This window comes from Pantoea sp. S18 (genome assembly GCF_045689705.1).
GTDB classification, from domain to species: Bacteria; Pseudomonadota; Gammaproteobacteria; order Enterobacterales; family Enterobacteriaceae; genus Pantoea; species Pantoea symbiotica.
Map to the genome: position 1 here is coordinate 2,871,962 of NZ_CP142688.1, position 24,997 is coordinate 2,896,958.

General features: G+C 54.7%; 15 protein-coding genes. 8 read left to right on the forward strand and 7 right to left on the reverse strand.

Annotated features, from left to right (window positions below; all coding sequences use genetic code 11):
* Positions 1–549: 549 nt before the first annotated feature.
* The 3 genes from VIJ98_RS13245 to VIJ98_RS13255 form a co-directional block, all read right to left on the reverse strand.
* The gene (locus tag VIJ98_RS13245) at positions 550–1,719 is read right to left on the reverse strand and encodes an HlyD family efflux transporter periplasmic adaptor subunit (RefSeq protein WP_154155856.1); all 1,170 of its coding nucleotides are present in this window, start codon (positions 1,717–1,719) and stop codon (positions 550–552) included.
* On the reverse strand, positions 1,716–3,848 hold the full coding sequence (locus VIJ98_RS13250) for a type I secretion system permease/ATPase (protein ID WP_323274418.1): 2,133 nt from the start codon (positions 3,846–3,848) through the stop codon (positions 1,716–1,718). Before VIJ98_RS13250 ends, VIJ98_RS13245 begins: the two co-directional genes overlap by 4 nt.
* 72 nt (positions 3,849–3,920) lie before the next feature.
* Positions 3,921–5,381 (reverse strand): Ig-like domain-containing protein, encoded by a 1,461-nt coding sequence (locus VIJ98_RS13255; RefSeq protein ID WP_323274420.1) that lies wholly within the window; start codon positions 5,379–5,381, stop codon positions 3,921–3,923.
* A gap of 560 nt (positions 5,382–5,941) precedes the next feature.
* Between VIJ98_RS13255 and VIJ98_RS13260 the strand changes: the two genes are divergently transcribed.
* Genes VIJ98_RS13260 through rcsB form a run of 3 tightly spaced genes read left to right on the forward strand, consistent with a single transcriptional unit; the run spans position 5,942 to position 10,435 of the window.
* Positions 5,942–7,096, forward strand: a complete 1,155-nt coding sequence (locus VIJ98_RS13260; RefSeq protein WP_154155848.1) for an MFS transporter — start codon at positions 5,942–5,944, stop codon at positions 7,094–7,096.
* A gap of 23 nt (positions 7,097–7,119) precedes the next feature.
* Positions 7,120–9,783, forward strand: coding sequence for a phosphotransferase RcsD (gene rcsD / locus VIJ98_RS13265; RefSeq protein ID WP_323275841.1), 2,664 nt, complete (start codon positions 7,120–7,122; stop codon positions 9,781–9,783).
* Position 9,784: 1 nt separating this feature from the next.
* Positions 9,785–10,435 carry a response regulator transcription factor RcsB gene (gene rcsB, locus VIJ98_RS13270; RefSeq protein WP_007889370.1) on the forward strand — a complete coding sequence of 217 codons (651 nt, stop codon included), beginning with the start codon at positions 9,785–9,787 and terminating at the stop codon, positions 10,433–10,435.
* A gap of 49 nt (positions 10,436–10,484) precedes the next feature.
* Here rcsB and rcsC read toward each other — a convergent pair whose 3' ends face one another.
* The gene (gene rcsC / locus VIJ98_RS13275) at positions 10,485–13,340 is read right to left on the reverse strand and encodes a two-component system sensor histidine kinase RcsC (RefSeq protein ID WP_323274422.1); all 2,856 of its coding nucleotides are present in this window, start codon (positions 13,338–13,340) and stop codon (positions 10,485–10,487) included.
* 163 nt (positions 13,341–13,503) lie between these two features.
* Positions 13,504–16,143 carry a DNA topoisomerase (ATP-hydrolyzing) subunit A gene (gene gyrA / locus VIJ98_RS13280; RefSeq protein ID WP_008105113.1) on the reverse strand — a complete coding sequence of 880 codons (2,640 nt, stop codon included), beginning with the start codon at positions 16,141–16,143 and terminating at the stop codon, positions 13,504–13,506.
* Between the two features lie 176 nt (positions 16,144–16,319).
* Between gyrA and ubiG the strand changes: the two genes are divergently transcribed.
* From ubiG to yfaE, 4 genes are all read left to right on the forward strand, one after another.
* Positions 16,320–17,045, forward strand: a complete 726-nt coding sequence (ubiG, locus tag VIJ98_RS13285; RefSeq protein WP_008105116.1) for a bifunctional 2-polyprenyl-6-hydroxyphenol methylase/3-demethylubiquinol 3-O-methyltransferase UbiG — start codon at positions 16,320–16,322, stop codon at positions 17,043–17,045.
* Between the two features lie 578 nt (positions 17,046–17,623).
* Positions 17,624–19,909 (forward strand): class 1a ribonucleoside-diphosphate reductase subunit alpha, encoded by a 2,286-nt coding sequence (nrdA, locus tag VIJ98_RS13290; RefSeq protein WP_323274424.1) that lies wholly within the window; start codon positions 17,624–17,626, stop codon positions 19,907–19,909.
* Positions 19,910–19,962: 53 nt separating this feature from the next.
* A complete protein-coding gene (nrdB, locus tag VIJ98_RS13295) occupies positions 19,963–21,093 on the forward strand; it encodes a class Ia ribonucleoside-diphosphate reductase subunit beta (protein WP_007889356.1) in 1,131 nt (376 codons plus the stop codon).
* Positions 21,094–21,095: 2 nt separating this feature from the next.
* Positions 21,096–21,356 carry a class I ribonucleotide reductase maintenance protein YfaE gene (yfaE, locus tag VIJ98_RS13300; RefSeq protein WP_061717835.1) on the forward strand — a complete coding sequence of 87 codons (261 nt, stop codon included), beginning with the start codon at positions 21,096–21,098 and terminating at the stop codon, positions 21,354–21,356.
* 38 nt (positions 21,357–21,394) lie between these two features.
* On the opposite strand, the gene VIJ98_RS13305 is transcribed toward yfaE, so the two are convergent.
* Positions 21,395–22,591: a nicotinamide mononucleotide deamidase-related protein YfaY gene (locus VIJ98_RS13305; RefSeq protein ID WP_323274426.1), complete on the reverse strand. Its 1,197-nt coding sequence runs from the start codon at positions 22,589–22,591 to the stop codon at positions 21,395–21,397.
* A 145-nt stretch (positions 22,592–22,736) separates the two neighbouring features.
* Positions 22,737–23,045 carry a stress response protein ElaB gene (gene elaB / locus VIJ98_RS13310; protein ID WP_008105125.1) on the reverse strand — a complete coding sequence of 103 codons (309 nt, stop codon included), beginning with the start codon at positions 23,043–23,045 and terminating at the stop codon, positions 22,737–22,739.
* Positions 23,046–23,336: 291 nt separating this feature from the next.
* On the opposite strand from elaB, the gene VIJ98_RS13315 reads away from it, so the two are divergent.
* On the forward strand, positions 23,337–24,995 hold the full coding sequence (locus tag VIJ98_RS13315; RefSeq protein ID WP_008105127.1) for a glucan biosynthesis protein D: 1,659 nt from the start codon (positions 23,337–23,339) through the stop codon (positions 24,993–24,995).
* Positions 24,996–24,997 lie beyond the last annotated feature (2 nt).

The window sequence follows — 24,997 nt, forward strand, 5'->3', positions numbered from 1 at the left end:
CGATTAAAAATTCAGCCAGCAAGCCATTGTTATTTTATGTTGGGCAATAATCTATCACGAAAATGCTACTAAATTTCCAAAACTGTTTCATTCTATTTAATAGTTATTTCAGGATGTAAATATCGGGGAACTAATAACCAGCACAGATAGGTAAAAAATATAGCACTTTTTGCAAATATATAATTTAATCGTTTAAAAACATAAAATTACATGGGTTACATTTCCGCACTGAATGACAAAACTCTAACCCATCCAGAGCATACAATTATCCCCGCTATCATCATTTATTTCATTATTACCTTCATTCACCCCGAATGATTTGATTTACCCTAATTTCCCGCCGGGCTAGATTGCCCGGCATTTTTTTGCCCGAAATTCAGGCATCACCTTATATTTCGTAAAGTTAATTATGCGGGTTAAATTAACCACAATAATCGCCGCGCATTATTTGCCTCTTTCCGCACATTTTGTTCAATTCATAGTCTTAAAATGGGAATGTTAATTTCGGCACGTAACAAAGATTGCTGCAATAATAGCCGGTGCAGATTATCAACGCTCACGCAGTGATTCCTTCGCTTTATTCAGCGGCTTAAGTAAATAATCCATGACGGTTTTCTGACCGGTTTTAATTTCAACATTGGCCACCATGCCGGGCATGATGGCGAATTTGCGTCCGCTTTTATTAATCAACTCGGCTTTTTGCGTGCGCACATAGACGCGATAGTAAAATTCGTCGTGGCGCACGTCGTCCTGCAACGTATCGGGTGAAACGGTTTCGACTTCTCCGCGCAGATCGCCATAGATGGAAGCGTCGTAGGCGGTGATCTTCACCACCGCAGGTAAACCCGGCCGAATGTAGCCGATATCGCGCGGATTGATACGCGTCTCAATCAGCAGCTGATCCTCCAGCGGCACAATCTCCATCAGCTTGCCACCCGGCTCCAGCACGCCGCCCACGGTGGTGACGCGCACATCTTTCACAATGCCGCGCACCGGCGAAATCAGCGTGGTGCGCGTCAGCAGATCCTGTTTGCCCGCCGCCACCTGCAATTGCGCATCCAGTTCACCGTTGTTCTTCACCTGCTCTTCATGAGCGCGCACATAATAATCGTTACGCGCTTCGTCGATTTTGCCGCGCAGATCGCTCACCTGGCGACGCAGGCGAATCACATCCACTTTGCCCGCCGCCCCGCGCAGCATCAGCGGTTCCGTCACGTTGAGCTCTGCCTGCACCAACGTCAGCGATTGCTGCAAATTACCGATGGTCTCGATAAAGTTCTGCCGCCGCGCCTGGTAAAGCTGCGTTTCGCGCGCCACCAGCTCGGGATGTTGCAGGATATCGGTACTGAATTTCAGCGGCGTATCGCTAAGTTCGGCCTGTAAACGTTCAGAGGAAGCTCGCAGCGTGCGCACCCGCGCAATCGCTTCACCAAAATTGGTTTGAAAGCGCGTGGGATCGAGCGTTGCCAGCACCTCGCCGCGCTGCACGATATTACCTTCGTGCACATCGAGCTGTTTGACGATGCCGCCATCAAGGCTATCAATGATCTGCGCGCGGCTGGAAGGCGTGACTTTGCCGATGCCGACCGTCACTTCATCCAGCACAGCAAAGTGCGCCCACAGCAGAAACAGCAGCAGCGCTACCACGCACAGCCAGATGATGGCTGAGGTGCGACGTTCACGCCGCGCCAGATCTTTATCCAAGAGCACCACACTCATGCCGCATCTCCTTTTTTACTGGCGGCATGACGCAGAATCTCGTCGCGCGCGCCATCAGCCACAATACGGCCGTTATCCATCACGATAATGCGATCAACCATGTGCAGCAGCGCGGGACGATGCGTGACCAGCACCAGCGTACGCCCGGTTACCCATTGCGCCAGCTGGCGAATCACCTGCGCTTCCAGCTGTTCATCCATCGCCGCCGTCGGTTCATCCAGCAAAACCACCTGCGGCTGACGAAGAATCAGTCGACTGAGCAGCACCATTTGCCGCTGGCCGCCGGACAAGCCGCGTCCGCCTTCATGAATAATGCGATCGAGGCTGGCGGCGTCCTGCTGTACCAGCGCTAACGCGCCGCTGATGCGCAGCGCCTGCAGCATCTCCTGCTCGCTGGCGTGCGGATTCCCGAGCAGCAGGTTCTGGCGCAACGTGCCGAAAAACAGCCGTGCATCCTGCGACAGCCAGCCAAGCTGACGCCGAAGATCGACCGGATCGATGCAGGTGAGATCGACGCCGTCCACCAGCACTTTTCCCTGGCTGGCGCGCGCCTGACCGGCCAGCATTTTCAGCAGCGTCGATTTACCCGCGCCGACTTTACCGAGGATCGCCACACGTTCGCCGGGCGTGATCTGCAGCTGCGGAATGTTAAGCACGCTATTACCGCTCTCCTCTTCGTAGCGGTAATGCACGTTTTGCAGTTGATAGCTGCCGGTCAGCACCGGACAGTGCGCCAGCGTGGCGTGATCGGGTTGGTCGAGCGGCTTTTTCAGCAGCTCATCCAGCCCTTTCATTGCCGATTTAGCATGCTGCCAGCGCGAGAACACCATGGTGAGCTGCATTAGCGGCGCGATGGTGCGTGACGAGAGCAAGCTGCACGCCACTAGCGTGCCGGTGGTGATCTGATTGTCGAGCACCAGATAGACACCAAACACCAACATGCCGGCATAGGTGAGCTGCTGCACGCTGGCCGACCAACCGGTGAGGCGTGCGCCCCACAAACGTTGCTGATTGCTGATGGCCGCGCTGACTTCGTGCGTTTGCTCCCATTGCCGCTGAAAATAGGGTTCCGCTTGCAGCGCTTTGATGTCTTCAACGCCTTCGAGGGTTTCCACCAGCACCGCCTGACGCAGCGCGCTTTCACGCAACCCTTCCTGCGCCAGCCTCGCCATTGGGATCTGCACCAGCAAGCCGGGAATGACAATCAGCGGAATCGCCAGTAACGGAATCAGCACCAGCCAGCCGCCAATCGACGCCATGATCAGCAGAAACAGCAGCACAAAAGGCAGGTCGGCGGCGGCATTCACCGTGGTGGAAGTCAGCAGCTCGCGTACCTGATCAATTTCACGCAGTTGGGCAATAAAGGAGCCGGTAGAACGCGGACGCGCCTCGTTGCGGATATTCATCGCCCGCGCAAACAGCATGGCGGATATTTTCAGGTCGATGCGTTTGCCCATCAGATCGGAAACCTGGGTGCGCATCAGGCGAATCAGATACTCGATCGCCGCCGCCAGCACCACGCCAGCGAACAGCACCCACAACGTCGGCTGCGACTGCGCCGGAATCACCCTATCGTAGACCTGCATGGAAAACAGAATGCCCGCCAGCGCCAGCACGTTGCCGACCAGCGATGCCAGGCTGATCTCCGCGATGCGCCGCTTCATGCCGTGAAAATTATGCCAGAACCAGTGCGGCTGATACGGCTGCACAAACTCGTCGATGCGCGCATCGCGCGCCCGTGCCGCCACGCCAATCACGCCAACCTGCATGTCGGCCTGCAGCAACAAATCCTGCAGCTGACCTGTGCGCACCACATCGCCACTTTCGCTCAGCCAGTAACGCACGCCACCATTGCTATCCACCTCTTCAATCAACGCCACGCTGCCGTTTTCCAGCAGCAGCAATACCGGCACAATTTCCTGCCGCCAGCGCAGTTTGCTATGCGGCACCAGCATGAAATGCAGGCCTAACAGTCCGGCTAAACGTTCTAGTTGTTGCGTGGGTGCCAGATGTTGAAACCAGCGCATCTGCTGACGCAGCGTGCTGGCGTCTGCTGGTTTACCGAAGCGTGCCGCCACGCGCAGCATCGCCGCGATGCCGTTGTCGCTGTTGAAGGGTTGTGCAGTCATCCCTGTTGTCCCGTGAGAAATAAGTGTGGGCTGGCAACCGCTAGCTGAGGTCGCTAGCGGCTGATGTGCGGATTACGCCAGGCTCTGAACCTGATGTTGCTGCAGATGATCGGCGAGGGTGTAGCTGCTATCGCTGGCGTTGTAGTGGCTTTCCGTGGCGCGCGCATCGCTGTGCGGAGCGGGGGCGCTGGCGCCTGACGGCTGATTCAGCGTAACGGTCGGCACCTGATGCGTGGCGACGGTGAACAGGTTCTCGATGATTTGCGTGTCGTGGTTACCGTACTCATCCCAGCGCGTGGCCAGCGGCGACACTTCACCATCCGGCAGCGCCTGCAGATCGTCGGCGCTGATAGTCACCATGCCGTTCACCGGCGTGTAGTTTTTGCCGTTGAGCGTCAGCTCCTTTACGCCTTCGAGATAGAAACTGAGATCGTGCTGTGCTTCCTGCTGACTCAGCGTGGTATCGCCGCCAATATCAATTTCGTAATAGATGTCTGGCAGTTTGGTGACCACGTTGAGTTCCAGCAATGCGTCGGTGCTGTTGCCGGCGCCATCCTGCGCATAAACCCGGATTTCGCCCAGTGAAATGAAATTCGCTACGTCACTGGACGGAATCGTCACCTGCCAGTGACCATCGCTGCCAATCTGCGCGTGATAGACCGCATCACCACTGCACAGCAACAGTTGCTGGCCCGGCACCATCACCGAGAGGTCGCCGCTAAAGGTGAGATCGTTTTGGCTCTCTTCTTTATTGATCACGTTGTCTGCCGTGACCTTATCGAAGCTGATGTGCGGCAAACTGCTGACGTGGGTAATTAAGGTGACATCCTGCTGATAAGCGGTGGTTTTGCCGTTGGGATCGGTGGCGCTGACTTTCAGGCTATAGACGCCATCCTGTAATGCCTGAAGATCTTGTGAGGGAATGGCGGCGGTCCATTCGCCTTTGTCATTAACGCCGCCAATATATTTATTACCGGCTAAGATCACCGTAATGTGGCTGTTCGCCGGCATATGCGTGACGCTGCCGTGCACCTCCACGCCGTAAATGCCTTCAGCCAGGTTAACCGCGTTATCCCCGCTGATTGGATCCACCGTCAGCGTGGGCTTGATGGTTTTATCCACGTAAACCCCAAAACCCACCTGCGTATCGGTGCTGTTGCCGGCTTTGTCGGTGATGGTTAGCGTCAACGAATAGGCGCCATCGGCTAATCCGTTGAGCACCGAAGGCGGCATTGAGGCATTCCAGTAACCCCATTTATTCACCGTGCTGTGCCAGCTTTCACCGTGAAAGGTCATCGTCACGGTGGCGCCGGGTTCGGATTCGGCGCGGCCGCGCAGGTGAATGTTCCTGCCGGATTCCCACGCGGCGATCACACCATCCATCGCTATGGGTTCATACGGACGTAGCGGCGCGGGCGGCGTGGTATCCACGCTGCGCGTTTGCAAAGTTGAAGTGTCGTCTGCTACCGGATAAAGGCTGACCGCAGATTGCAGAATCGCCGCTAATTGTTGTTCTGATTGATGTGAAGACATAGGTAACCTCGTTACAGGGAATGTATTGCAGCGGCCATTAAGCTTATTAATGATTTAAGCGTACCGGTGCGCCATACAGGCCGTTAATAAACGGTCCGCTTCGCCTGATGAAAACGGGTTACCAGCAGGTAACAAGGATTAAAATAAGACACAGCAAAACTCTCCCAATCGGGAGAAATAATCTCGATCTCGCTATATTCCGCATCGGGAGCCGATGGGATGACTAACATATCGGTTTTAGGTGGTCGCTGCCTATTGGCGAAAATCCGGAAATGCGTGCTTTGCGACAGCGCCAAAAAATTGACGTGTAAGCCGCGTGTGGCGCGGAATCTTTCATCAGTATACTGCATCATTCAGCAGAAAAAATTTTACTTAAGTCACTCCAGTTTTGGTTGGCACATGCCAGGAAAGTTCTGGAAAAGCGTAGCGATGCGTGAAAAATCGGTAATATGCCTGTTTCTGGCGTTTAATCGCTGACATCCGAATTGTCTGATGCGCGGTGTGACGCCCGCTTTGATGCTAAACTTCGTCGCTTCAACCGCTACTGAAAAATACTCTTTATGACAGCACTGGACGCCGCGCCGCACAATAAATTGCATCACCGTGTCAACCTTGGGACACGCATCGTTTTCCTTATCGCCGGATTGGGCATGTCCGCATGGGCACCGCTGGTGCCGTTCGCCAGCCAGCGTCTGGCGTTGAGCGGCGCGTCATTGGGCGGTTTGCTGCTGTGTTTAGGCATTGGATCGCTGGCGGCGATGCCGATTACCGGCGGGTTAATCGCGCGTTTCGGTGGTCGTCGGGTGATGTTGTGCTCCACGCTGGTGGTGCTGGCGGTATTACCGCTGCTGGCGACGCTCGATGTGATGTGGCTGATGGCCGCCACCTTGATGGTGTTTGGTGCCGGACTCGGCATGCTGGATGTGGCGATGAACGTGCAGGCGGTGGAAGTGGAAAAAGCCGCGCGCAAGCCGATGATGTCCGGTTTCCACGGTTTCTTTAGCCTCGGCGGCATTATCGGCGCGGGCTCCGTCAGCCTGCTGCTCGGCAGCGGCCTGACGCCGTTGCAAGCGGTTGGCGCGGTGATGGTGCTGATTGTGTTGCTATTGGTATGGAGCCTGCCAACGCTGATGACCGAGCGCCTGCATCAGCCCGATCAGCCGTGGCTGGTAATCCCGCGCGGCTGGGTGGCTTTCCTCGGTTTGCTCTGCTTTATTCTGTTTCTTGCCGAAGGCGCGGTGCTGGATTGGGGCGCGCTGTTGCTGCTGCAAAGCCCGGATATGAGCCCGGCGCACGCTGGTTTAGGTTATGCGGTGTTCTCGGTGGCGATGACCATTGGTCGTCTGACCGGCGATAAAGTGATTCAACGCTTTGGCCGTTATCCGGTGATGTTGACCGGTGCGTTAGCCGCTGCAGCGGGCATGACGCTGGCGGTGTTGTTACCCTGGCCGCAAATTGCGCTGCTGGCTTTCCTGTTGGTGGGTTTTGGCCTCGCCAATACGGTGCCGATGTTGTTCAATGCTGCCGGGAATCAACACGATATGCCGTCGAATCTGGCGATTTCGGCCATGACAACGTTAGGCTATGCAGGTATTCTTTCAGGTCCGGCTTTAATCGGATTAATTTCCCAGTGGATCAGCCTGAGTGGTGCATTTTTGCTTATCGCTCTGCTGCTGCTGGCCGTCGCTGCCAGTGCCCGACGGGTTGCGCGCTAATTCCATGATCCTGAGACACTATGCTGCCTTATAAATTTCCTCTGACATCCGGCAATGTAACGCGCTTTTTCGTGGTGTTTAACCTGGTGCTTTTTCTGGCGCTGGGCGCGATGGTGCACAATAGCGTTAATGCCTGGATTACAGAGAAGCGCTATGCGATGACCGATTTGGCGCGCGCGATGCAGAAACGCATCGATGCGTCGCGCTTCGCTACGTGGCAGATCTATGAAAACCTTGCCACCAGCGCCGCCGGATCGTCGCCGAACAGCAACCTTCAGGAAACCCGCCTGCGCCCGGATGTCTATTATCTGGAAAAAACCCGCCGCAAAACCGAAGCGCTGATTTTTGGTTCGCACGATAGCAGCACGCTGGATATGACCATGCGCATGTCCAACTATCTCGATACGCTGTGGGGCGCGGAAAATCCGACCTGGTCGATGTACTTCCTTAATGGTCAGGATAACAGCCTGATTATGATCTCCACGCTGCCGCTGAAAGACATGGCGACGCGTTATAAAGAGAGCGCGATTAATACGCTGGTTGATAGCCGCCGCGCCGAAATGTTGCAGCAGGCCAATGCGCTGGATGAGCGTGAAAGCTTCTCGCCGCTGCGTCATTTCGCCTGGCAGAACGATCACTACTTTACGCTGCGTACTACCTTCAATCAGCCAGGCCATTTAGCCACCGTGGTGGCGTTCGATTTGCCGGTTAACGATCTGATTCCGCGCAATATGCCGCTGGAGAATTTCCAGCTGCGTCAGGACGCCACGCAAAGTTCCACCACCGCCACCACCAGCGACGATACCAGCAGCGAAAGCACCCACGTGGCGCTGGTGAACCCGAATCTGGAGATCGCCGCATCGCTGCCAAGTACGTCGCTGCAGCTGGTGTATCGCGTGCCGCTCACTAGCCTGGCGCTGGATACGCTGCATAACCTGATGTGGCCGCTGCTGATTAACCTTGTGCTATTTTTGCTGTCAATTGCCGGTATTACGCTGCTGCGTCAGCAGTCGCTGCGCCCGAACGAAAACCAGAGCGCCGAGCTGGATTCGCTGCGCATGCTGAATGAAGAGATCGTGGCCAGCTTGCCGGTCGGCTTGCTGGTGTACGACTTCGCCACCAACCGCACGCTGCTCAGCAATAAAATCGCTGAACACCTGCTGCCACACCTGAATTTGCAAAAAATCATCAATATGTCGGATCAGCATCAGGGCGTATTGCAGGCCACCATCAATAACGAAGTGTATGAGATTCGCCACGCGCGAAGCGTGCTGTCGCCGCATACCCAGCTGTTTATGATGCGCGATCAGGACCGTGAATTGCTGGTGAATAAGAAGCTGCAGAAGGCGCAACAGGTGCTGGATCGCAATCACCAGATGCGTCAGCAACTGATGCACAATCTCGGTCACGCGCTCAATCGTCCGCTGCAAAGCATGGTTAAACAGTTGGTGCAACTCAGCCAGCGCGATGATGATGAAAGCGTGCTCGATCTGCTCGACGAGAGCCAGGGTTTGGCGCGTCTGGTGGATGACATCGTGCTGCTCAATCGCCTCGAAGCGCACGACTGGTCGCCGGATGCCAGCGTGTTCAACCTGCAGGATATGCTGGATGAAATCGCGCTGGAAAGCCTGCCGCTGCTGCGCCGTAAAGGTCTGGCTTTAGTGGTGAACAACCATTTAGCCAATGACGAAATGCGCTTTGGCGATCGTCGCGCATTGCGTAAAGTTCTGACCACGCTGATGCACTATTCGCTGACTACCACGCGCTGGGGCAAGATTTCGCTGGAGATTAAAACCACTGAAGACAAGCCTAATCAGGTGTTGCTGCAGCTGGTGGATACCGGCTCTGGCTTGAGCGTCGATGAACTGGCGAATGTCGATTTCCCCTATCTTGGTGAAACCACGCAGGATCGTTTTGGCCAGGCGTCCGGCATGGCATTTTTCCTCTGTAAGCAACTGTGCAAACAGATGGGCGGCCAGCTGGAGATCATCGCTAAACCTGATATCGGCACACGCTACAACATTCAGCTGCCGCTGGCGTTAGAGCAGCAAGGCGAGCAGGAAGAGAAACTGCTGGAAGGCGTGACCGCGTTGGTGGATATCGCCGTCGAAGATGTACACAAGATCGTTTGCCGCCACCTCGAAAACTGGGGCGCGAAATGCCTGACGTCGGATGAACGCTTAACCGGTCAGGATCATGATGTGCTGGTGACCGACGATCCCGCCCGTCTGAACGGTTGGGCGCTGTTACTGGCCGGTGACGAAATGGGTCACCACGCATTGAACGATCAACAATTCCGGGTCAACTTCAATCTCAGTAATGCACTGCTTGATGCGCTGCTGGCCCTGATTGAAAAGCAGCTTTCTCATGATTTGTTAGAGGAGAGTCGCGAAGATGAAGAAGCCACGCCGCTGATGAGCGGAGGCTATTTCCAGCTGTTTACCGAGACAGTACCGCCAGATGTGAAGAGACTGTATACTGAAGCGGCGGAAAAGGATTATCCCTCGCTTGCTCAGACAGCACATCGCCTGAAAGGCGTGTTTGCCATGCTCAATCTGGGGTCAGGTAAACTGCTTTGTGAAGCGTTAGAACAACACATTAAAGTATGTGACGATTTAACCATTAAAAATACCACCAGTGAAATTGACGCGTACGTCAGCCAACTGCTGCAGCAAGGTAACCAATAAGATGAATAACTTGAACGTAATTATTGCCGATGACCATCCGATCGTTCTGTTCGGTATCCGTAAGTCACTGGAACAGATTGAATGGGTTAACGTTGTAGGTGAGTTTGAAGACTCAACAGCATTAGTAAACAGCTTGCCTAAACTGGACGCCAATGTCCTGATTACCGACCTCTCCATGCCAGGCGAGAAATACGGTGACGGTATCACCCTGATTAAATACATCAAACGTCACTATCCGGATCTCTCGATTATCGTTCTTACCATGAACAATAACCCAGCGATCCTGAGCGCGGTGTTGGATCTGGATATCGAAGGGATCGTACTGAAGCAAGGCGCACCAACCGATCTGCCAAAAGCATTGGCTGCTCTGCAGAAAGGCAAAAAATATACGCCGGAAAGCGTGGCAAAACTGCTAGAGCGCATCAGCGCTGGCGGTTACGGTGACAAACGTCTGTCGCCGAAAGAGAGTGAAGTACTGCGTCTGTTCGCAGAAGGTTTCCTGGTGACTGAGATCGCTAAGAAACTGAACCGCAGTATCAAAACCATCAGTAGCCAGAAGAAATCAGCCATGATGAAACTGGGCGTGGAAAACGATATCGCGCTGCTGAACTATCTCTCTTCTGTTAGCGCCACTCAGGTCGATAAAGAGTAATCCTGAATGGGCGGCGTCTTCTGACACCGCCCGTTTTTTTGCTCGCGTGTTACGTCTCTTCCCTGCCCTTTCGAACGCGTTCCGCATACACCGCCAGCGTACTTTTCAGCACATCCAACGTAACCGGCTTCGACAAACAGTTATCCATGCCCGCATCCATGCAGCGCTGCTTCTCTTCCGCTAACGCATTGGCCGTGACGCCAATCACCGGGAAAGTATGTCCTAACTGACGCAGACGTTGTGTCAGGCGATAACCATCCATGTTCGGCATGTTCACATCGCTCAGCACGATATCGATATGATTGCGGCTCAGCACGTTCAGCGCATCCACGCCGTCCTGCGCGGTTTTGGTCTGATAACCCACGGTGCCGAGCTGTTCTGACAGCAGCATGCGGTTGATCGGATGGTCATCAACAATTAGCACGATAATATCTTCGAAGGTCGCGGCTGCTTTTGCCTCGGTTAACGGCAGCGGCGTGGCGGTTTCGCTATTGATGTTGATGCGGTAGATGCGGCCGAGCAGCTGCGGCAGATCGTGCAGCATCGCGCTGCTCTGAATCCATTGCCCCGGCGCGGTTTCGTGCGGCATATCGATGTGCTGACCACAGATACGAATATGCGCGCGTCCGCTTTGCGCAGCAGGCTCATCGTGATCGCTGATGATCACATCATCCGCTGCCGCCTGGCCGTGATAATACGCTACCTGAATGCCCTGCTGTTGCAGCAGACGCAGCAGGAAGCTGGCGAGATATTCATTGCGCATATCGAGCCAGATGGCTTTTTCCTGCAAGCCGTCCAGCAACGGTGGTGCCGCCATCTGACCGGAATAGATCGGAATGCGCACGATAAACTGGCTGCCCATGCCCGGTTCGGAATCGACTTCGATATCGCCGTCCATCATGTTGATCAGCTTTTCACAGATCGCCAGCCCTAAGCCAGTTCCCTGGAAGTTACGCTGCACGCCCGAACCTACCTGGAAGAACGGATCGAAGAGGCGCGTTACCTCTTTGGCCGGAATACCGACGCCGGTATCACGCACACGGAACGCCAGATATCCCTCTTTGACGTAAGCATGCAGGATAATGCAGCCGGTATGGGTGAATTTGATGGCGTTGTTCAGCAGGTTAGATATCACCTGCTGCAGACGCATGGCATCGCCATCCATGGTCAGCGGCACATCGTTTTCGATAAACACATACAACGTCAGGCGTTTGCGCACCACCAGCGAGAGATAGTTACTGGCAATGTGATTGACCACTTCACGCGGCGAGAAAGGATGGGGCTCAATTTTCAGCTGCTCGGATTCAATCTTCGAGAAGTCGAGGATGTCGCTGATGATCTTCAGCAGCAGGCTCGACGAGTTGTTCATCGCCGTCACCAGTGAATCGACGCCTTTCGGCAGCACTTTGGTTTGCAGCAGATCGAGGTTACCGATAATCCCGTACAGCGGCGTGCGCAGTTCATGGCTGACGGTGGCAAGGAACATCGATTTCGACTGGCTGGCCTGCTCGGCTGAGTGCGCCATCTCCTGCAGGGACTGCTCCATACGCACGCGCGCCGAAACATCGACCAGCACGCAAATCGCCACGTTTTCATTGCGATAACGCGAATGCACAAAGCTGATTTGCAGGTTGGTATTGCTGCCGGTCAGCACATCGACAAAGTTAACCTGCTGACCACCGATGATTTCATTCAGACGCTGGCGATCTTCCTGCGTCAGCAGCGTCAGATAGTTATGTGCCAACTCGTTACTCAGAATGTTGGTGCCATCGCTGGTGCGCAGAATACAGATGCCGACCGGTGCCGAGGCAACAATCTTGCGGTTGAACTGCTCGTGCTCCTCCAGCCGATGCGCATTCTCTTCGGCCGGCAAGAACATGCGGCGCTCAAAAATCCACGCCAGCGTAAAGAGAATAACCGCCGTGAAGATGTTGAGCAGCAGCGCGTTAATCAGCATCAGCTTGAGCTGATCCATCAACACGTCGGTGGAAAGCGACCACACCACATTGAGGTTTGACGGCGGCAGCGGCTTCTTCAGCACCAGCTGGCGATAGCTGTCGAGATAGCCGAACCAGGTGCTGTTGTCCGGCAGATCGTCAAGCGAGTAGCCCGGGCCGCCGCGACGTGAACTGAGCAGCGGACGGTAATTTTCATCGGTGATGGTGGCCACCAGCGGCAAACCGCCCGGCTGAATGAACTCATCAAGGCGGATGTTCTGCTCCACGCCCAGCAGCGCCTGCAGTTTGTTCGCCACATACACCGGCATCACCATATAGAAGTTGCCGACGCCCGGCTGCGCGCTGCTGGTGATCCAGTACATCGGCTGGCGGCGCTCTTCTTCATTGCCGTTGCGATAGTGCAGCACGCGTTCGCGCAGCGCTTTCAGGCTACGTTCACGATCGACTGAATTGTTGCTGCCGATGGTGAAATCGGCCAGACACTGGTTTTCGCCACCGATGAAGAACACGCGGTTCAATTCATACGCCGAAGCAAAATTGCTTTTCCAGTAATTGATGTAGTAGCTGAGCGAATCCAGCGAGTTGCGCCAGGTGTTGCTCATTGAAGTGCAGTCGCCATCGGAAAACAGCGGCGTAAACTGCGGCAGCGCACCTTTGCCCGGCGGCAAACCGTTGAGCACATCCAGACCATTAGCGCTGCTGCTCAGGCGATTTTCGGTGATGTATTTCAGCTCGCGCATCACATCCGCCGAGTGGCGTACGTACCACTCAGCCTGACCGTAATTGGTGGCAAACTCCTGACGCACCGCGTTCTCTTTCTCGTGCAGCACGTTGATGATGTAGAAAGTGGTCAGCAGCGCACCCAGCGCCCAGAGCAGCAACGCCAGCGCACGAAACAGATAGCGCGAAATTCGAAGCGTAGTGCGAAAGGAGACAAGATATTTCAAAAGAGGCTCACTGGCGGTAAGAGTTATCAGGATGTTGAAAAGCTTTCATACACTAGCTTTATCGGCCCTAAAAAGCCAGCTAGCCCGCGCCTTTAGGGGAAAACTCAGATAAAAAAACGGCAGGTCAGTTTCCTGACCTGCCGTTTCATAAAGCCGTTACGAATTACTCTTCGTCGTCAGCTTCTGGTGCTTCGTCGTCGCTGTCCACTTCCGGCGCGATATCATCCTCGCCTTCCGCTACGCTACCGTCGATGGCGTCGAGTTCTTCCTCTTCCACCGGCTCAGCAACGCGTTGCAGACCCACCACGTTTTCATCTTCCGCAGTACGGATCAGAATTACGCCTTGGGTGTTACGGCCAACCACGCTGACTTCCGATACGCGAGTACGCACCAGCGTACCAGCATCGGTGATCATCATGATCTGATCGCCATCCACCACCTGTACCGCACCGATAACCGGCCCGTTACGATCGGTGACTTTAATTGAGATCACGCCCTGGGTCGCACGCGACTTGGTTGGATACTCGGTATTGGCGGTGCGTTTACCATAACCATTCTGCGTCACAGTGAGGATCGCGCCCTCTTCGCGTGGCACAATCAGCGACACCACTTTGTCACTTTCAGCCAGCTTGATACCGCGCACGCCCGAAGCCGAACGGCCCATCGCACGTACCGCAGTCTCAGCGAAGCGCACCACTTTACCGGCGGCAGAGAACAGCATCGCTTCGTCGCTACCGTTGGTCAGCGCCACACCAATCAGCTCATCATCCTCACGCAGGTTGATGGCGATGATGCCCGCGCTACGCGGACGGCTGAACTCCTGCAACGCGGTTTTCTTCACGGTACCGCTCGCGGTGGCCATGAAGATGTTGAAGCCTTCGGTATATTCACGCACCGGCAGAATGGCGGTGATACGTTCGTTGGCTTCCAGCGGCAACAGGTTGACGATTGGACGACCGCGCGCACCACGGCTGGCTTCCGGCAGCTGATAGACCTTCATCCAGTAGAGACGGCCACGGCTGGAGAAGCACAGAATGGTGTCGTGGGTGTTGGCCACCAGCAGACGATCGATAAAGTCTTCTTCTTTAATACGTGCGGCGGATTTGCCTTTACCACCGCGACGCTGGGCTTCATAGTCCGTCAGCGGTTGGTATTTGACATAACCCTGATGCGACAGCGTCACCACAACGTCTTCCTGATTAATCAGGTCTTCGATGTTGATGTCTGCACTGTTCGCGGTGATTTCAGTACGACGTGCATCGCCGAACTGATCGCGCATCAGCTCCAGCTCTTCACGGATCACTTCCATCAGGCGCTCAGCGCTCTGCAGGATGTGCAGCAGCTCAGCGATCTGATCCAGCAGCTCTTTGTATTCGTCGAGCAGTTTTTCGTGCTCAAGGCCGGTCAGTTTCTGCAGACGCAGATCCAGAATCGCCTGCGCTTGCTGTTCGGTCAGATAATATTGACCATCGCGAATACCAAACTCGGCTTCTAGCCACTCTGGACGCGCGGCATCGTTACCGGCACGTTCCAGCATCGCGGCAACGTTACCCAGATCCCACGACTGTGCCAACAGGCCCAGTTTCGCTTCGGCTGGCGTTGGTGCACGACGAATCAGTTCGATGATTGGATCGATGTTCGCCAGCGCAATCGCCAGGCCTTCAAGGATGTGAGCACGATCGCGCGCTTTACGCAGTTCGAAAATGGTACGACGCGTAACCACTTCACGACGGTGACGTACGAAGGCTTCGATGATGCCTTTCAGCGTCATGATCTTCGGCTGGCCCTGATGCAGCGCCACCATGTTGATGCCGAAAGAGACCTGCAGCTGGGTCAGCGAATAGAGGTTGTTGAGAACCACTTCACCGACCGCATCGCGTTTGATCTCAATGACAACACGCATACCGTCTTTGTCAGATTCGTCACGCAGTGCGCTGATGCCTTCAACGCGCTTCTCTTTCACCAGCTCGGCGATCTTCTCGATCAGGCGCGCTTTGTTCACCTGATACGGCAGTTCGTGAACGATGATGGTTTCACGGCCAGTCTTGGCATCGGTTTCCACTTCGCCACGTGCGCGGATATAAATCTTACCGCGCCCGGTGCGATAGGCTTCTTCGATACCGCGACGACCATTGATGAACGCAGCGGTCGGGAAATCTGGCCCGGTGATGTGCTCCATCAAACCTTCAACGGTGATGTCTTCATCTTCGATGAAGGCCAGACAGCCGTTGATCACTTCCGTGAGGTTGTGCGGTGGAATGTTGGTTGCCATACCTACCGCGATACCGGAAGAACCGTTTACCAGCAGGTTAGGAATTTTGGTTGGCAGGACTTCAGGGATCTGCTCGGTGCCGTCATAGTTCGGCACGAAATCGACGGTTTCCTTTTCCAGGTCAGCCAGCAGCTCCGAAGAGATCTTTGCCATGCGCACTTCGGTATAACGCATCGCTGCGGCGGAGTCGCCGTCGACCGAACCAAAGTTACCCTGACCGTCAACCAGCATGTAGCGCAGGGAGAATGGCTGGGCCATACGCACGATACTTTCGTATACCGCGGAATCGCCGTGCGGGTGATATTTACCGATGACGTCACCGACCACACGGGCGGATTTTTTATAGGGTTTATTCCAGTCGTTGCCCAGTTCGCTCATGGCAAAAAGCACACGGCGGTGTACCGGCTTCAGACCATCACGCACATCGGGTAAGGCTCGGCCAACAATGACCGACATGGCGTAATCGAGGTAGGAGTTTTTTAACTCTTCTTCGATATTGACCGGTGTAATTTCTCTCGCAAGGTCGCTCATGGAGCCGCTATCCCTCTACATAATCCCGGATTTAAAGGTGCGAAAGTATATCACATCGCTTCCCTTCGGTGAACGTTAACCAGGCCTTAATCCCGCTTTTCCTTTAGCGTGAGAGATGCGTTCGCGTGACTTAAGCGTTTATACTGAGGGAATATTTTGTCTGGAGTGATGATTCAATGAGTGAACAACCGCAGGAAAGCCGCCAGAACGTTGACCACGCCGAGATTGCTAAGTTTGAAGCCGTGGCATCCCGCTGGTGGGATTTAGAGGGTGAATTTAAGCCGTTGCACCGTATCAATCCCCTGCGACTCGGCTGGATAGCGCAGCACAGCAATGGCCTGTTCGGCAAGAAAGTGCTCGATGTCGGCTGCGGCGGCGGCATTCTGGCGGAGAGCATGGCGCGTGAGGGCGCTGAGGTTACTGGCCTGGATATGGGCGCGGATCCGCTGGAAGTGGCGCGTCTGCACGCGCTGGAGAGCGGCGTTAGTGTTAACTATGTGCAGCAAACCGTGGAAGATCACGCCGCAAGCCACGCCGGACAATATGATGTGGTGACCTGCATGGAGATGCTCGAGCATGTTCCGGATCCGCGCTCGGTGGTATTGGCCTGCGCGCAGCTGGTGAAGCCCGGCGGCGAAGTGTTCTTCTCCACCATCAACCGCAATCCAAAAGCTTGGCTGCTGGCAGTGTTTGGTGCCGAGTATGTGCTGCGCATGGTGCCGCGCGGGACGCACGACGTGAAGAAATTCATCCGTCCTGCCGAGTTACTAAACTGGGTCGATGAAACCCCGCTGCGTGAAAGAAACATGATTGGCCTGCACTACAATCCGCTGACCAACCAGTTCCGTTTGGGGCGCGGTGTCGATGTTAACTACATGATTCATACGCATCGTCAGGAGTGATGTCATCCTGGTGCGCATGAATGCGCACCCTACGAAAAATCGCACCATCACCGTACGTCATCCCGACGCGCATCAATACGCAGCATCACCGTAGGGTCGCCATTCATGGCGACCTCTTATCCAGATCAATTTCCTTTTAGACGCGTCCCAGTCTTTTTTATAGGCTAAGCAAGTCACAAAAAATTCATAAGCAATTTTAGATAAGTTCGCTGCTGGCGGCCTTGTCGGGGCTTTTTTCATCTAAGAAAATTCCTGAAGCGCGGTGGTTGAGCAAGAAACACGCGTCCGATCATAAAGTGAAAAAAAAGTGCTTAGCGGTTGACACTAAGTGCAGGCCTTGCGGCATGCGGATCCAGGATTTTAGCCAGCCGCTAAGGACGATTTTTTAGTGAAAATCAACTCTTGTTAAGAAGAGATTGCTGACTAGAATACTCACCATATTGTTGTTCAAACTTCCCGCACCCCCTATATATAGTGTTTATCCACAGGCTTACTCACAACGAGCGGCTTGTGCATAAACCTTGTGCATAGATGGGGGATAAATACGTCATTCATGCATGGACAGGTAAAAACGCGACATGAACCAAAGTCTGCTCGTTACTAAACGCGATGGCCGCCAGGAGCGCATTGATCTCGACAAAATTCACCGTGTACTGGATTGGGCAGCCGAAGGGCTGAACAACGTTTCCGTTTCACAGGTTGAACTGCGCTCACACATTCAGTTCTACGATGGCATCAGAACTTCTGATATTCATGAGACCATCATTAAGGCTGCCGCAGACCTGATCTCTCGTGATGCGCCGGATTACCAATACCTGGCCGCGCGTCTGGCTATCTTCCACCTGCGTAAAAAAGCGTACGGCCAGTTTGAGCCGCCGAAGCTTTACGATCAGGTGGTGAAGATGGTTGAGATGGGCAAATACGACCGTCATCTGCTGGAAGATTACAGCACCGAAGAGTTCGAGCAGATGGACGAGTTTATCGACCATTGGCGCGACATGAATTTCTCCTACGCAGCGGTTAAGCAGCTGGAAGGGAAATATTTGGTGCAGAACCGCGTGAGCGGCGAAATCTACGAAAGCGCCCAGTTCCTCTACATCCTGGTGGCGGCGTGCCTGTTCTCTGGCTACCCGCGCGAAACCCGTATGGACTATGTGAAGCGCTTCTACGATGCGATCTCAACCTTTAAGATCTCGCTGCCAACGCCAATCATGTCCGGCGTGCGTACCCCTACGCGCCAGTTCAGCTCTTGCGTACTGATTGAGTGCGGCGACAGCCTCGACTCCATCAATGCCACTTCTAGCGCCATTGTGAAATACGTTTCTCAGCGCGCCGGTATCGGCATCAACGCTGGCCGCATTCGTGCGCTGGGCAGCCCGATTCGCGGTGGCGAAGCATTCCACACCGGTTGTATTCCGTTCTACAAACATTTCCAGACCGCCGTAAAGTCCTGCTCGCAAGGCGGCGTACGCGGTGGCGCAGCGACGCTGTTCTACCCAATGTGGCATCTGGAAGTTGAAAGCCTGCTGGTGCTGAAAAACAACCGTGGTGTTGAAGGCAACCGCGTGCGTCACATGGATTACGGCGTACAGATCAACAAACTGATGTACACCCGCCTGCTGAAAGGTGAAGACATCACGCTGTTCAGCCCGTCTGACGTGCCTGGCCTGTACGACGCGTTCTTCGCCGATCAGGACGAGTTCGAGCGTCTGTACACCAAATACGAAAAAGACGACAGCATCCGCAAGCAGCGTGTGAAAGCCGTTGAGCTGTTCTCACTGATGATGCAGGAACGTGCTTCTACTGGCCGTATCTACATCCAGAACGTCGATCACTGCAACACCCACAGCCCGTTCGATCCAAGCATCGCGCCGGTTCGCCAGTCGAACCTGTGCCTTGAGATCGCACTGCCGACCAAACCGCTGAACGACGTCAATGACGAAAGCGGCGAAATCGCCCTGTGTACGCTGTCTGCCTTTAACCTTGGCGCGATTAACAGCCTTGACGATCTGGAAGAGCTGGCCACCCTTGCGGTGCGTGCACTGGATGCGCTGCTGGATTATCAGGATTACCCAATCCCGGCAGCACAACGCGGCGCTATGGGCCGTCGTACGTTGGGTATTGGCGTGATCAACTACGCGTATTATCTGGCGAAAAACGGCGTGCGCTACTCCGATGGCAGCGCGAACAACCTGACGCACAAAACCTTCGAAGCGATTCAGTTCTATCTGTTGAAAGCCTCGAACGAATTGGCGAAAGAGCAAGGTGCCTGCCCGTGGTTCAAAGAGACCACTTACTCGCAGGGCATTCTGCCGATCGATACCTATAAAAAGGATCTCGACGCGGTGTGCAACGAGCCGCTGCATCTGGATTGGGAAGGCCTGCGTGAGTCCATCACCACGCACGGTCTGCGCAACTCGACGCTCTCTGCGCTGATGCCGTCTGAAACCTCTTCGCAGATTTCGAACGCCACCAACGGTATTGAGCCGCCACGTGGACATATCAGCATCAAAGCATCGAAAGACGGCATTCTGCGTCAGGTGGTGCCAGAGTATGAGCGTCTGAAAGATCAGTACGAACTGCTGTGGGAAATGCCGTCTAACGACGGTTATCTGCAGCTGGTTGGCGTGATGCAGAAGTTCATCGATCAGGCGATTTCGTCGAACACTAACTACGATCCGAGCCGTTTTGCTAATGGTAAAGTGCCGATGAAACAGTTGCTGAAAGATCTGCTGACCGCTTACAAGTTCGGCGTGAAAACCCTGTACTATCAAAACACCCGCGACGGTGCGGAAGATGCACAGGACGATCTGGCGCCTTCCATTCAGGATGATGGCTGCGAAAGCGGCGCATGTAAGATCTAATCTCATCTTGTCAGGGCCGACATTGGTCGGCCCTCTTCACATTTGGACTCAAAATGGCTTACACCACATTCTCGCAGAACAAAAATGACCAGCTGAAAGAGCCGATGTTCTTTGGCCAGTCCGTTAACGTTGCCCGTTTCGATCAGCAGAAATATGACATCTTTGAAAAGCTGATTGAGAAGCAGCTCTCCTTCTTCTGGCGTCCGGAAGAAGTCGACGTCTCGCGCGATCGCATCGATTACCAGGCGCTGCCAGAGCATGAAAAGCACATTTTCATCAGCAACCTGAAGTATCAAACGCTGCTGGACTCCATTCAGGGCCGTAGCCCGAACGTGGCGCTGCTGCCGCTGATTTCCATCCCTGAGCTGGAAACCTGGATTGAAACCTGGGCGTTCTCCGAGACCATTCACTCGCGCTCTTACACCCACATCATCCGTAACATCGTTAACGATCCAGCGGTGGTGTTTGACGATATCGTCACCAACGAGCAGATTCTGGCGCGCGCCGAAGATATCTCGAAGTACTACGATGATCTGATCGAGATGACCAGCTACTGGCATCTGCTGGGCGAAGGTACGCATCAGGTCAACGGTAAAACCGTTACCGTGAACCTGCGCGATCTGAAAAAGCAGCTGTATATCTGCCTGATGAGCGTCAACGCGCTGGAAGCGATTCGCTTCTACGTCAGCTTCGCCTGTTCATTTGCTTTCGCCGAGCGCGAGCTGATGGAAGGTAACGCCAAAATCATCAAGCTGATTGCACGCGATGAAGCGCTGCATCTGACTGGCACCCAGCACATGCTGAACCTGCTGCGCACCGGTGAAGACGATCCAGAGATGAAAGCCATCGCCGCAGAGTGCCGCGACGAATGCTACGACCTGTTCAAGAAGGCAGCCGAGCAGGAAAAAGAGTGGGCAGAATATCTGTTCAGTGGCGGTTCAATGATTGGCCTGAACAAAGACATTCTGTGCCAGTACATCGAGTACATCACCAACATTCGTATGCAGGCGGTCGGTCTTGATTTGCCGTTCCAGACGCGTTCCAACCCGATTCCATGGATCAACTCGTGGCTGGTGTCGGACAACGTGCAGGTTGCACCGCAGGAAGTTGAAGTGAGCTCGTACTTGGTCGGTCAGATTGATTCTGAAGTGGGCGAAGACGATTTCGACGGCTTCCAGCTGTAAGCATGAGCCGCTCTGTTGTTATTCTGCGTAGCTCCGGCTCCCGGCTGGAGTGCGCAGAAGATCACCCCAATCTGCTGGCGACGCTGGAAGCCAATAATCTGTGCGTTGAGTTTCAGTGTCGCGAGGGCTACTGCGGCTCTTGCCGCATGCGCTTACTGAAGGGCGAAGTGGATTATGCGGAAACCCCGTTGGCGTTTGTGCAGCAAGGCGAGATTTTGCCGTGCTGCTGTCGCGCAAAAGGGGAGATTGAGATCGAGTTGTGATTTTAGTAGGTCGCCATCAATGGCGACCCTACAGCGCGTTAGTTTTTGACTGTTTCCAGAATATCAATCCAACCGTGGCCGGTGCTGACTTCGCTGCCGTGCAGCCAGCGACGCAGCATGTTCATCGCCATCATCGCCACCACTTTCTGCCGCGTTTCCACGTTATGACGTCCATGGGTGAACTTCACGCGTTGGCCCCAGCTCGCTTCCGGCGTGTGCAAAGCAATCGACACTTCACCTTCCACTAAATTTCCTACCGACAATGCCAGCGCCGCGCCCTGCTGTTTCGCCCAATCACGTGTGCGCGCAACCTGAGTTTCCAGATCTTCATCCTGCGGCGGCAGAATTTCTGCTTTGCTGAGCGCCACGTCTGCAGCGGCCAGCTGCCAGTTAAGCAAACCGGCGGTGAACTGCTCGCTCAGCGCCAAATGGAAGCCGCGCTGCTGCAACTCGCGCGCCAGCAGCGCCGGTAAACCTTCGGTGCCTTCAAAGATGGTGCACTCAGCCAGCAACAGTTTTACCTGCTGCCACACTTGCTCCATCGCAACACGCTGGCTGGCGGGTCCGGTAAGTTTGATTTCGATAATCGGCATCGATGAGCGATAGCCCATCACCACGCCTTCCGGCAGCGGTAGCGGCTCCAGCTCGGCGGCAATATCACTCTCGCCACGGCCAAAGGTGGTGAGGCGTAAACACAACGGTGGTTCTGGCAATTCAAAGCGTGCTTTAAGGCGCGGAATGATCTCCTGCTCGACCATCACTTTAAATTCCGACGGCACGCCGGGCGTGAAGAAAATCCAGCAGCGATTGAGCTGCATGGCAAAGCCGCACGCGGTGCCGACCGGGTTATCCAGCATCTCGGCGATGGCGGGGATTTCTGCCTGCTTGCGATTGCTCGGCGCCATCACGCGTCCGCGACTGGCGAACCAGGCTTCCATTTTTTCCAGCCACTTTTGCTGGATAACTAATTCACTGCCGCTGGCAATGGCTGCAGCCTGCGCGCTGAGATCGTCACTGGTCGGTCCTAAACCACCGTTAACGATCAGCACGTCTGCAATCTGGCTGCGGCTCTGCAGCGCCTCCACCAGCGAGCTCATCGCATCACCGACGGTGCTGCGGCTGGTCATCGGCAAACCGTGCTGGAACAGCACATCGGCCAGCCACGCGGCGTTGGTATCGACAATCTGCCCATGTAACACTTCATCGCCCGTTGAGAGCATTTCTACACGTATCACGTTGCGTTCTCCTTTTCCCTGTCGCTTTACTGTAGGAAGCGCGCAGGCGAAACACAATCGCGGATGATGCGAAACAGGGATTTAGCGGGAATAAGCGGCGGGATAATCAGGAAGCGGGCGCGAAGCGTGTCGCGCCCGTTGGAACTTAACGTCGAGCCAGCAGTAAACCGACAAACAGGCCAGCGGCGGCACCGATGCCAATCCCCTGCCACGGTTTTTCGTGCACATAATCATCGGCGCGGTAAGCCGCATTTTTAGCACGATAGTAATAACTGTCTGACGCCTGGCTAACGCGCGATTTAACGTCTTCCAGCGCTTGTTCAGCTTTGAGTTTCAGTTCGATGTATTTCTGATCGGCCGGATCGCCAGATGCGCGTAACACTTCTTCCAGCGTTTCCGTCAGCAGCGCCAGGTCGTCGTCAAGGTGCGTTTCAAATTGGTCTGAAGATGACACTATGTAGTTCCTCCATGTTCCTAACTCGTTGTGGTTTAACTATAGTCTTAAATTCCAGCTTTGCTGGACGGCGACTGCCAGGATTTAACCGAGTTTCGTCCATCTCAATGCAAAGTTGTGTCATGCACGGCCGAGCGGCGTGAATTCTGCTTCGCTTATTTGATTAATCTGATAAATTTTCCGCAGACTGAATTTTTTATTTCCACGACTGTCGTAACCCCCTGTAGTCAGACGTTTCTCGTCTTACGAGAGTCAAAATACACCCGAGCAGCTAAGGATTAGATTTCCGGCATGAATCGTAGAAAATTTATGAAAGCGTCCATGGCCCTCTCCGCTGTTAGCGGCATGACGGGTCTCTCCACGCTGTTTGCACAATCCGCCTGGGCTGATGATGGTATCGCCGACGGTACCGCAGTGCGCTTCGATTTCGACTCACTGAAAAAGAAAGCCTCCGCACTGGCAAAACAGCCCTGGGGCGGCGCACCCGGCCCCTTGCCCGACACCCTGGCCAATCTAACTCCGCAGGCCTATAACGAAATTCAGTACGACGCCAATCACTCGCTGTGGAACAACATCGCCGATCGTGAGCTGGACGTGCAATTCTTCCACGTCGGTATGGGCTTCAAGCGCCGCATCCGCATGTTCTCGGTCGATGCCGATAGCCGCGAAGCACGTGAGATCCACTTCCGTCCGGAACTGTTCAACTATCACAACGCTAACGTTGATACCAAACAGCTGGTGGGTAAAACCGACCTCGGCTTTGCCGGTTTCCGCGCGTTTAAGAAGCCAGAACTGGCGCGCCGCGATATCGTCTCTTTCCTCGGCGCCAGCTATTTCCGTGCAGTTGATGAGACCTTCCAGTACGGGCTCTCCGCACGCGGCGTGGCGGTCAACACCTTTAGCAACGGCAAAGAAGAGTTCCCGGACTTCACCGCATTCTGGTTTGAAACACCAAAAGCGGATGACACCACTTTTGTAGTTTATGCCCTGCTGGATGGCGCGAGCGTTACCGGTGCGTATAAGTTCACCATTCACTGCGAAGAAAAACGCGTGGTGATGGAGGTAGAAAACCACCTGTTTGCACGTAACGACATCCGCCAGCTCGGCATCGCGCCGATGACCAGCATGTTCAGCTGTGGCACCAACGAGCGCCGCATGTGCAACACTTACCATCCGCAAATTCACGACTCCGATCGCCTGGCGATGTGGACCGGTGAAGGCGAATGGATTGCGCGTCCGCTGAACAACCCGCAGCGTTTGCAGTTCAACGCCTATCAGGACGAAAACCCGCGTGGTTTTGGCCTGTTGCAGCTGGACCATGACTTCAAAAATTATCAGGATGTGATTGGCTGGTACGACAAACGTCCAAGCCTGTGGGTGGAACCGATTGGTAAATGGGGCAAAGGTGCCATTAACGTAATGGAGATTCCAACCACCGGTGAAACGCTGGATAACGTGGTGTGCTTCTGGCAGCCATCAGAACCAGTGAAAGCCGGCAGCGAGTTCAACTTCCAGTACAAACTCTACTGGAGCCAGTTGCCGCCAGTGCGCAGTGGTTTGGCGCGTGTCGATGCCACTCGCACCGGTATTGGTGGCTTCCCGGAAGGTTGGGCGCCAGGCGAACACTTCCCGGAAACCTGGTCACGTCGCTTTGCCATTGATTTTGTTGGTGGCGATCTGAAAGCCGCAGCGCCGAAAGGCATTGAGCCGGTGATTACCGTTTCAGAAGGCACATTCAAGCAGGTTGAGATTCTCTACGTCGAGCCACTGAACGGTTACCGCATACTGTTTGACTGGTATCCGAATAGCGACTCGACCAAACCGGTTGATATGCGCCTGTTCCTGCGTACCAAAGATGAGACGCTGAGTGAAACCTGGCTTTATCAGTACTTCCCGCCGCCGCCGGATCAACGTAAATATGTTGATGACCGGCAGATGACGCCGGGCTGATG

Excerpts from the sequence above, each read along its gene's own strand:
- VIJ98_RS13245 (WP_154155856.1), bottom strand. The coding sequence starts at position 1,719 with ATGAGTGTGGTGCTCTTGGATAAAGATCTGGCGCGGCGTGAACGTCGC.
- VIJ98_RS13250 (WP_323274418.1), bottom strand. The coding sequence starts at position 3,848 with ATGACTGCACAACCCTTCAACAGCGACAACGGCATCGCGGCGATGCTG.
- VIJ98_RS13255 (WP_323274420.1), bottom strand. The coding sequence starts at position 5,381 with ATGTCTTCACATCAATCAGAACAACAATTAGCGGCGATTCTGCAATCT.
- VIJ98_RS13260 (WP_154155848.1), top strand. The coding sequence starts at position 5,942 with ATGACAGCACTGGACGCCGCGCCGCACAATAAATTGCATCACCGTGTC.
- rcsB (WP_007889370.1), top strand. The coding sequence starts at position 9,785 with ATGAATAACTTGAACGTAATTATTGCCGATGACCATCCGATCGTTCTG.
- gyrA (WP_008105113.1), bottom strand. The coding sequence starts at position 16,143 with ATGAGCGACCTTGCGAGAGAAATTACACCGGTCAATATCGAAGAAGAG.
- ubiG (WP_008105116.1), top strand. The coding sequence starts at position 16,320 with ATGAGTGAACAACCGCAGGAAAGCCGCCAGAACGTTGACCACGCCGAG.
- nrdA (WP_323274424.1), top strand. The coding sequence starts at position 17,624 with ATGAACCAAAGTCTGCTCGTTACTAAACGCGATGGCCGCCAGGAGCGC.
- nrdB (WP_007889356.1), top strand. The coding sequence starts at position 19,963 with ATGGCTTACACCACATTCTCGCAGAACAAAAATGACCAGCTGAAAGAG.
- yfaE (WP_061717835.1), top strand. The coding sequence starts at position 21,096 with ATGAGCCGCTCTGTTGTTATTCTGCGTAGCTCCGGCTCCCGGCTGGAG.
- VIJ98_RS13315 (WP_008105127.1), top strand. The coding sequence starts at position 23,337 with ATGAATCGTAGAAAATTTATGAAAGCGTCCATGGCCCTCTCCGCTGTT.